This is a genomic window from Mycobacterium gordonae, assembly GCF_001417955.2.
In the GTDB taxonomy this organism is placed as follows: domain Bacteria; phylum Actinomycetota; class Actinomycetes; order Mycobacteriales; family Mycobacteriaceae; genus Mycobacterium; species Mycobacterium gordonae_B.
This window is the reverse complement of the sequence record NZ_LKTM01000061.1, coordinates 1-8,301: the sequence shown is the minus strand read 5'-3', so window position 1 is coordinate 8,301 and position 8,301 is coordinate 1. Positions and strand designations below refer to the sequence as shown.

Here is an 8,301-nt window from a genome sequence, read left to right as displayed (position 1 = left end):
CACACGTTGCCCAACGCACGCCAAGATGGGGCCAACCCAACGTGTCCTCCCGGGCCCGATCAAACTTGACAGACTCACTTCTGGCAACACTGGGATTCGAACTTGCGTAGAACAGGCCGACTACTTGCGGTGGAGGATCGAACGACCCGATGGCCGTCGATCGCTTACCTGGTTCGCTACGACCAGCGCTCGAAGGCAAAAAGGCAAGCTACTCATCGGCAGTCATCAACTGATTGGCACATTGCAACTAAGCTTCTTGCAGGGCAGCTGGCTGATTGAGTGTTCCGGCGACTTCACCAGACGTCGTTTGCCGCCTGAAAACGATGAGTCGATCTGCGACTACTGGATGCGCGCGCCTAAGATCAACGACTGGTACCAAGCCAGTGTAATCCTGTTTCCGGCAACCACTCTCGCGCCGATGTTCCAGGATGAACCGCCGTGTAGTGGGGTACGGAAACACCGTTGGGATCATCCGCGAAGCTCGGATGACGTTCTTGAGGTGCACATCCTTTTCAGCGGCGCCGATTCCGAAGCTCCAGCAATCTCGGATGGCAGTGGTTTGATCGGTCACGTCGACCTTCACCGCGGCATGGCCGTCGCAGTGGTCGCTGAAGCGCGTGCTATGGACATCCATACCCAACGGATGATCGAAGGGCATCGTGCGCTTGCGACCACGAGTTGGCAAGCACGTCGGTACGCCTGGGGGACAACGGGGGACGTGCCATGCCTGATTGACTTAGCGGGGTTAAGAGGGGCGATCAGGGCTTAGGTAACTGGCCTGAGTCTCACATCTAGAAAAATGTGGACGGCTCATTTCTTGTTGTCTCGCTTCAGCGAGCCGTGCGGGAGCACTTTGATGGACGCGGTGGTGGTGCCGCCTCTCTCGGCCTCGCGTCTCGTTTGTAGAGAACGTGGACGGCTCAGTTCCTGTCTCAGGTAAGGCTGGGGGTTCCGGGCGCTGTGGCGGTCCCGAAGTTGTGAGGGCCTTCGGGACCGTCCCGCAGGGGTGTGAGCAGCTAACACTTACGGCTCATGAAGCCTTGGTTGTCCCACGGTCGGATCGACCAGGCGTAGGCGCTGCACAGACCTCGGTTGTAATAGTTCATGGCGATAGCGCCGAGCCCGGCCTTGGCAATATTGAATGCCGCAAAGGCTGGGTTGCCCGGGGGCATGGCAGGCAGGCCACCAAGGCCGATCTTGCGGGTCTCGTCCCGGTTGAACAAAATGACCGCCCGGCCATATCCGACCTTGTCCGGTCCTTGAAACGTGTAGGCCTGCGCAACCGCCGGTTGCGAAAGACCTGGTTGGACAACGCCGAATAGTGCTGAAACTGCGACCAGTGCAACGGCCAGCTTTGCCGACCAGGCCGTACACCGCCGCCAGGTCGTGAACAAGCGGTCCACCAAGGCGGCCCTTGTGTTGTTGGCGTTCATGAGACCTCCCGCGAGTTGCCGGCGCCTCTGGGCGGGCACCGATTCTGGGGGGTTGGCGCCTACCGGCTAGGGGGTCTATGTAACGACTATGACCGTATCAAGATATGCCGCATTCGTCAAAAACTTCGCAATCCCAAAGATTGGTTTACTCTCTAGTGCTATGGCCTCCGTCGCCGGCAGAAGCAACCCCGTAGTTCTATTGATGACGACAGGACGTGGCGCAAGGTGAAACGGGAAAGCGCAGCTCATCAAGCCTTTCAATTACAGCTGGACGCGATGGTCGCGGATTCGGGGGTAGGTCAGGAAGTCATCGGCATGGTGCTAGCGCGGACGTCGTTGCGCGCGCCCAATGAGACTTCGCGGTGGCATCTGGAACGCGGGTCCGATGCGCGACCCGTTGATCGCCGCGTGTTGCGGCAGGCTACTGTCAGCAAGGCCGTGCGGGCGCTGACCAAGCGAGGCTTCCTCGAAGAGGGGGAACGCCAGCTCAAGAGCGAATCAGAAGACGGGCGGCGCGCAAGGAGTCTGGAATCCCTGCGTTTTGGTCATGGCGTGGTGATTGCCGGTGTTCACATCGCACAGCGTGGCAATGTCCCCAAATTCATCACCGCCGTGCTCGTCGGACTTGACAGTACCCGAGGACTGGCCGCCGAATCGCGCGAGCTCGCCGGCGGCGACACCGATGGATGGAAGGGCGTCGCGCACGCAATTCACGACTTGGTGACTAATCTCAAGATGCAGTTAGACGCTCAAACCCACGACCGTTTAGCGGCAGCCGTCGACGCCGCCGACGCAGACTTCGACCCTTCGCTTCGCGCGCAACGCGAGGAGCAACTGGCCGCCTTCACGCCGTTCGAATTGTTCGGGGTGGGAGTTGAGGTAGGCGCCCCGGTCTTCGACGGCGCGATCGCGTCGATTGCGCGAGCCGGCGGCGCGACCAAAGTCGACTACCACGGCTTCGAGGAGGAGTTGCAAGACCTCTTTACCGATAGCCAAGGAAGCATCACGCCGGTGGTCATCGAGAACGACGTCAACGCCTTGGCGGTCTTGGCCATCCACGAGGAGCACTACGCCGTTCCCGACCTGGCTGTGATTAGCGTCTTCGACGAGGGCGTGGGCGCCGGCCTGGTCTTAGATGGACGCCTCCGACGTGGGGGCAACGGCACCGCAATGGAAATCGGTCACCTACAGGTTGTCCATGTCCCTGGCACCCCAGGCGCCGTGGACTTTCACGGGGATCAAGCCCCTCCAGCGGAAGGGCTTGTCCGCACATTCGAGGATCTTTGTGAATGCGGTCGGAATGGACACGTCGACACACGTGCGACGCCCAGCCGTATCGCGGGCCAATTGGGCGTTACCTTCGACGACGCCCTGGCCCTGAACACCGATGAGGCTTGTGTGACGTTTCGTAGCGCCGGATTCGCCCTGGGCCGCGCTATTGCGCATGTGTCTAACATTGTCAATCCCACACGCATCATCGTCTACCTGCCGACTAGGCTTGCCCGACCTAAAGACCACACTGCGGCAGCCGAGTACCGCCCTGCGGCCACTGCGGAGATATGCGCGGCATTCGGCAACGTTGGGCGCGCGGAAGGCGACTTCTTAACCTTCCGGCCGTTGGCCAAGGAAGACGTTGCACCACTATGCGCACGCGCCGCCGCAGTCTGCCTCCTGCAGGGGTTTATCGAACACGCCCTACGCGTCGATGGGTGCAGCTTCTCTACTAACCGCAAGGCCGGCACACGCGAACTAGTGTCATAAAAATTCCCCAAGAATCTCTAGAGCGTAAAAAATCCTGAGCTATGCCACTTGCGTTGAAGTCGGATTGTGGTTAGTGTCACAGACAGCTCCACAGCTCCACAGCTCCACAGCTCCACAGCCTGCAGACAACAGAAAACCCCCGAATTCCAGTCGGGGGTTTTCATAATTAGCACGCGGATCTGTTGCATTTCGCGGCTGTTCGCACCCGAGTGTAGATGATATAGCCGCGCAAGGCAATCCCCGGTCATATTCTTGCGGAATGCCACACCGGATCCTGCCGCTGCTCGGCACTGCCCGCATCGCGGCCTACGAGGAGTACCGGCCTTACTACACCAAAAACCAGATCGGCGAGCTCTACGCGTGGCACGCATCGCTAGCAAGCGCGGTGCACGAGGTCCTCGGATACTCCGAAGTAGCCTTCCGAAACGCCATCGACAAGGGACTTTCGCAATGGAACGCGACCTATCCGAAATCGTCACACCCGCGAGAATGGCTGTTGGACCCAGCGCCAGAACTCAAAGCCCTCATCGACCCTCCGCGACCGGAACCTCACCAGGAGCACAACAATGAAGGCGGCAGAAGCAGACGCCGAGGCCGCCGCGTCATCCACAACGCTCGGATAAACGTGACGCGTAGCCGCGGTCCCGGACACCCCCGCCGCGGAGCACCGATCACCCACGACGATTTGCTTGCTCAATTGTCCTTCGGAGAATTGGTGCATCTCATGCCCACCACTGCAGATCAACGACACAAAGGCTTTACCCCACGAGAGTTCATGTGGCTCGGCGGTGTTCGATCGGCGTTTCCCAACGTTGACAACGTCTTCCCCATCGACGCCAGCCTCCCAGGAAAGCGAGCCCTCGTTGACCAAGGTCGACGGGTAGGAGACGCCGCCGAACGACTGCGCGTCCTACGCAACCGCATCGCACACTACGAACAAATACTCACCGCCCAGCACGTACAACGATACCGAGACGCCATCCAAATCGTCCGCGCCATCTGCCCCGACGCCGCTGCAGCCCTAACAAGCATCAGCCGGGTGTTAGACGTCGCCAACCGCGAACCCTAGGCAACAGCCCGATCCGCACGCCATCGTCATCGGCACCGCGTCTCACATATAGAGAATCCAGACGTCTCAGATGCTGTCTCGCCCTGGGAGGGCCACCGGCAAGTTTGAAGCTGCCTTTGCGGTGTTCTCGGTCACCGAGTCGCTGATGCTGGGCTGCTCGGTGGGTATTGATAGATGGTGTCTGCGGTTTGCCGGTAGTCCGAGGGAGGATCAGCAATGTCGGCGACGCTGGAAGGGTACGTGCCGGTGTGCGCGGCGGAGCCCGCGCGGTGGACGACGACGTGTCCCGATCCAGAGGCGGTGGCGTTGTGTGTGGTGTGCCCGCTGCGGGGCCGGTGCGCGAGGCAGGCTTACCAGGCATTAGGGGCTGAGGGGTTGTGGGCGGGGGTGGTGATCCCCGAGTCGGGTCGTGCCCGCGACTTTGCCTTGAACCGCCTTCGAGGTGTAGCGGAACGCGACGGTTATCCCGTGCGGATGCGTTCACGTGGCCGTCCTCGTGGATCGCGAAACTAACGGACGGGGTGGTGCCTGAGGACTGGGTGTCAGAGAGTTCCCTAAGTGTCTGTGCAGTCCGTGTGGAGGCGACCGGTCGCCAAGGTTAGGGCCGCAAGCGGCAAACGTGCAGGTCGTGGTGTTGGTATTGTGGCTGGACTGCCGTGTGCGGGTGTTTGCCAGGGGGTCAGAACTTTGCCGTCGCAGGACATCTTGCAGTTAGAGCTTGACTCGCTGGGTCGGTTGGGTCCCGGGTTGCGCGCGTTGGCGGCCAGGGCCAGCGAGCCGTTGCTGTCGGCCGCTGGCGGCGGTGATGCTCCGACGTTGGTGGCTGCGCGGTTGATCAGTGCTGAGACGCTGCCGGCGTTTGGCCGCGCGGTGGCTGATCGTTTGTCGGTGGTGGGTGATCGGGTTGGTCGGGCGCGCACCGCGTTCGCGGCCGCCGACGCGGACCGGGCGGCAGTGATCACCGGTGCTGAGGCGTCACCGTCTTACGCGCCGCCGCCGACGATGCTGGTGTGATGAACACGGGCGAGGGCGGCCGGCGGTGGTGACTCGCAGCCAAATCGATGCGGCCAACCCGGAGTTGGTGCTGGCGTTGATTGACTCGTGGAGGTCGGCGGCGGCGGGCCTGGAGACCACGGCCGATGATTACGTGCGTCTGGTGGAACGCCCGGGCGGGCAATTGTGGTCTGGGCGTACTGCGGAGGCGACGATGGCCATGGCCTCCAGCGACCGTAAGACCATCGTCGGCGGGGCCGATGAGGTCACGGGCATGGCGGATCGGACTTTTCGGGGTGTGACGGAGTCGGTGATGCCCAAGCTGAGCAATGTGCGGGCGATGATCGACAATGCCGAACGTCAAGGGTTCGTGGTCAACGATGACTTGTCGGTGTCGTGGACACGGCCCTCGGGGATGAGCGATGCCAGCGCTGAAAAGTATCAGCAGGCAACGACATCATTCTCCGCGCAGATCAAAGAGGCCGCCACGGATTGGTGGGCTGCTGAGCAGCGGGTGGCTGAGCAAATGGACCGAGACCGGGGCGGGTTGAGGCCTCCGTTCAGCGCGACGGCAGGGGGCCAGCGTAGCGGTGTGCAGCTCGTCGACCATCACGTTCCGTTGACCCCTGGTGGTCCGTTGCCCGAAGACCCCGCGCCGCCCGGTGGTGAGGGTGAGCAGGGTTCGGGTCGCGGCGGAGAACACGGCGAGCCACCTGCGCCCGGGGGCATCGAAGGCGCTACGCCCGGCGGAGATCCTTACCCTGATGAGTTGGGTCCCCCGGTGCCGGGCACGACGCTGCCGAGGAAACCTGAACCGCCCGCGTGGCAGCCGAAGGACCCTGGTGCGGGCCCCTTCGGCAGCTGGGAGCCGCGTCCCGGTGATGCGGTCCAGTACGCCGAAGCCAAGGCAGGGGCGTGGTGGAAAAGCGACGAGATACCGCACGCAGCAAGGAATTTCAATCACTACTTCGATGTCACCGGAACACCGCTACCCCAAGACGTCCGCCAGATGCTCCACGACATCCCGGAGTTTCAGGGCCTCGTTGATCGCCGGACGCAGCAACTTGCGGCGGAGGCGATTAGTCGGGCGCAGTTGGCTGGCACGACTGGTCCACTGACGTTTCCTGTCAACACAATCTGGAACGGCGCCGCAGCCCATCAAAGCGGTGACGGCCCCGAAAGGGACTGGTTCTATGCGATGGGCAGCTTCGACTACAACCTGACAGGCCAGATCACCGTCCTGCCGCCAACGGCCGAAGGTCATCCGTGGACCTACTCCTACGACGGCGATGTGAATGTCAGGGACCGATACAACTGGGATCTGGGCAAGTCGACGAAAATCGGCGGCTCCACAGTCACCGACGCCGAAATGGCGCGTTTCCAACGAATCGGATGGGCACGCGAATTCACAATGACAGGCAGCACCGGAATCCACCGCAATGGCTAAACGATTCGTCCTAGCGTGCGCCGTGGCTTTCTGCACTTTCGCTCCGGGGTGTGCCACCGCGCGTCAACCCGCTACGTCGACTACGACTGCTAGTCCCTCCACGAGTGTGACTCCTCAGGAGGATGCCCGTCGCATCATGGGGGACTTCGGCATCGTTCTGCCGACAGACGCCACGCAAGTACAGGTCATCAAACCGGCGCTGGGCGATTACCGCGCCAAAGCGGTGATCAGTTTTCTTGCGCCACGCGAAGAGGTGATGACCCAAACCTGCCAGAATGTCCAGTACAAACATTTTGACTACCCGCCGATCATGGCCGACGGTCTCGTTGACGAGGTCCTCAGCCAGGCAAGCATCTCGATCAACCGCTTGGATTTCAGATCCTGCGATCAATACCAAGGCGGCCGCAAAATCCTCGTGCTCATACCGCTCGCCGAAAATCGGCCCACATACGTGGTCCTCTACCACGCGCCCTATCGATAAGCGTCAAAGCGTCTCTAACAACACCCGGGTGCCAACAGAGTCGGCTGTCTTCGTTTCTAGAGATTGTGGACGACTCGCTTCCTGTCTCATGAGGGACCATGGGGGCTATTGATGCGTTCGGGCACTATCGGTATTCATGCCGCAGTTTCTCTGGGACCAGCACACCTGCCTGCCGCTACAGGTCGGCGCGGACGTCGATCCTCTGACCCGCTATGAACGTCGAGGCGGGACCTTCGTATCGGTCAACGCCGGCTATTCGCCTCACTCATTCGCCGACACGATGGCTCTGCTCAATCATTACCGGACCGCGGTGGACGCCCATCCCGATCTTGAGCTGGCATCGAGCGTCGACGACGTGGACCGCATCACCGCGCGAGGCCGGATCTCGGTGGTGTTCGATCTGGAAGACTCCGCACCGCTCGACGCGGACCTCGACAATCTGGCGACGTTGGCCGGCCTCGGGGTTCGTACCTTGCTACCGACCTACAACCACGCCAACCGTGCCGGCGGCGGCTGCCTGGACAGTGACGACACGGGGCTGACGGCATGGGGTGAGGCCATTGTCGCCGAGATGAACATGGTCGGCATCGTCCCCGACGGGTCGCATTGCAGCACCCGCACGGGACTTGGTATGTGCCGTGCATCCAAAAGTCCTGTGGTGTATAGCCATTCGTGTATGAAGGCGGTGTGGGACCACCCACGCAATATCACCGATGACCAAGCCCGCGCCTGTGCCGATACCGGCGGCGTTGTCGGTATCACCGGTGTCGGAATCTTCTTGGGACCGAACACTCCAACACTGGAAGCAATGACGCGACATCTTGATTACGCCGTCAACCTGGTGGGAATCGACCACGTGGGCATCAGCAGCGATTTTTCCTTCGACCACGACGACTTCAACGACGAGTTATTGCGCAACCCGCACTTATTCGACGACAGCTACACCCGCTGGGGACCCATCCAATGGATGCCGCCGGAAACCCTGCTCACCCTCGACCAGCATCTCACCAGTGAAGGCTGGGCCGAAGCCGACATCCACGCCGTATTCTCTGAACTCAACGTCTGTGCTGCCCAGCGTCGCCGACATGTGCTCAGGAATCGGTTGTGACCGTTGGTA

Annotated in this window: 9 protein-coding genes; 8 read left to right on the top strand and 1 reads right to left on the bottom strand. The window is 61.5% G+C overall.

Annotated elements, in window-relative coordinates:
• Positions 1-769: hypothetical protein (locus tag AO501_RS38945; protein WP_231752395.1), on the top strand; the 769-nt coding region annotated here is incomplete at its 5' end.
• 247 nt (positions 770-1,016) lie between these two features.
• On the opposite strand, the gene AO501_RS08285 is transcribed toward AO501_RS38945, so the two are convergent.
• Positions 1,017-1,433, bottom strand: a complete 417-nt coding sequence (locus tag AO501_RS08285) for a hypothetical protein (protein WP_055577270.1) — start codon at positions 1,431-1,433, stop codon at positions 1,017-1,019.
• A 225-nt stretch (positions 1,434-1,658) separates the two neighbouring features.
• On the opposite strand from AO501_RS08285, the gene AO501_RS08280 reads away from it, so the two are divergent.
• The 7 genes from AO501_RS08280 to AO501_RS08255 all read left to right on the top strand — a co-directional run bounded on the left by AO501_RS08280 (position 1,659) and on the right by AO501_RS08255 (position 8,292).
• Positions 1,659-3,194, top strand: a complete 1,536-nt coding sequence (locus AO501_RS08280; RefSeq protein ID WP_055577269.1) for an ROK family protein — start codon at positions 1,659-1,661, stop codon at positions 3,192-3,194.
• A gap of 259 nt (positions 3,195-3,453) precedes the next feature.
• Entirely contained in the window at positions 3,454-4,263 is an 810-nt protein-coding gene (locus tag AO501_RS08275; protein ID WP_055577268.1) for a hypothetical protein, read from the top strand.
• 216 nt (positions 4,264-4,479) lie between these two features.
• Entirely contained in the window at positions 4,480-4,776 is a 297-nt protein-coding gene (locus tag AO501_RS38940) for a hypothetical protein (RefSeq protein WP_082658474.1), read from the top strand.
• 192 nt (positions 4,777-4,968) lie between these two features.
• Positions 4,969-5,277, top strand: a complete 309-nt coding sequence (locus AO501_RS08270; protein WP_156452405.1) for a hypothetical protein — start codon at positions 4,969-4,971, stop codon at positions 5,275-5,277.
• 28 nt (positions 5,278-5,305) lie between these two features.
• Positions 5,306-6,703, top strand: a complete 1,398-nt coding sequence (locus AO501_RS08265) for a hypothetical protein (RefSeq protein WP_156452404.1) — start codon at positions 5,306-5,308, stop codon at positions 6,701-6,703.
• 136 nt (positions 6,704-6,839) lie between these two features.
• Positions 6,840-7,184, top strand: coding sequence for a hypothetical protein (locus AO501_RS08260; protein WP_055577265.1), 345 nt, complete (start codon positions 6,840-6,842; stop codon positions 7,182-7,184).
• Positions 7,185-7,320: 136 nt separating this feature from the next.
• The gene (locus tag AO501_RS08255) at positions 7,321-8,292 is read left to right on the top strand and encodes a dipeptidase (RefSeq protein WP_082658473.1); all 972 of its coding nucleotides are present in this window, start codon (positions 7,321-7,323) and stop codon (positions 8,290-8,292) included.
• Positions 8,293-8,301: the final 9 nt, after the last annotated feature.

Bases quoted from the DNA above. Each gene is read 5' to 3' on its own strand.
- AO501_RS08285 (WP_055577270.1), bottom strand. From the start codon at position 1,433: ATGAACGCCAACAACACAAGGGCCGCCTTGGTGGACCGCTTGTTCACG.
- AO501_RS08275 (WP_055577268.1), top strand. From the start codon at position 3,454: ATGCCACACCGGATCCTGCCGCTGCTCGGCACTGCCCGCATCGCGGCC.
- AO501_RS38940 (WP_082658474.1), top strand. From the start codon at position 4,480: ATGTCGGCGACGCTGGAAGGGTACGTGCCGGTGTGCGCGGCGGAGCCC.
- AO501_RS08260 (WP_055577265.1), top strand. From the start codon at position 6,840: ATGGGGGACTTCGGCATCGTTCTGCCGACAGACGCCACGCAAGTACAG.
- AO501_RS08255 (WP_082658473.1), top strand. From the start codon at position 7,321: ATGCCGCAGTTTCTCTGGGACCAGCACACCTGCCTGCCGCTACAGGTC.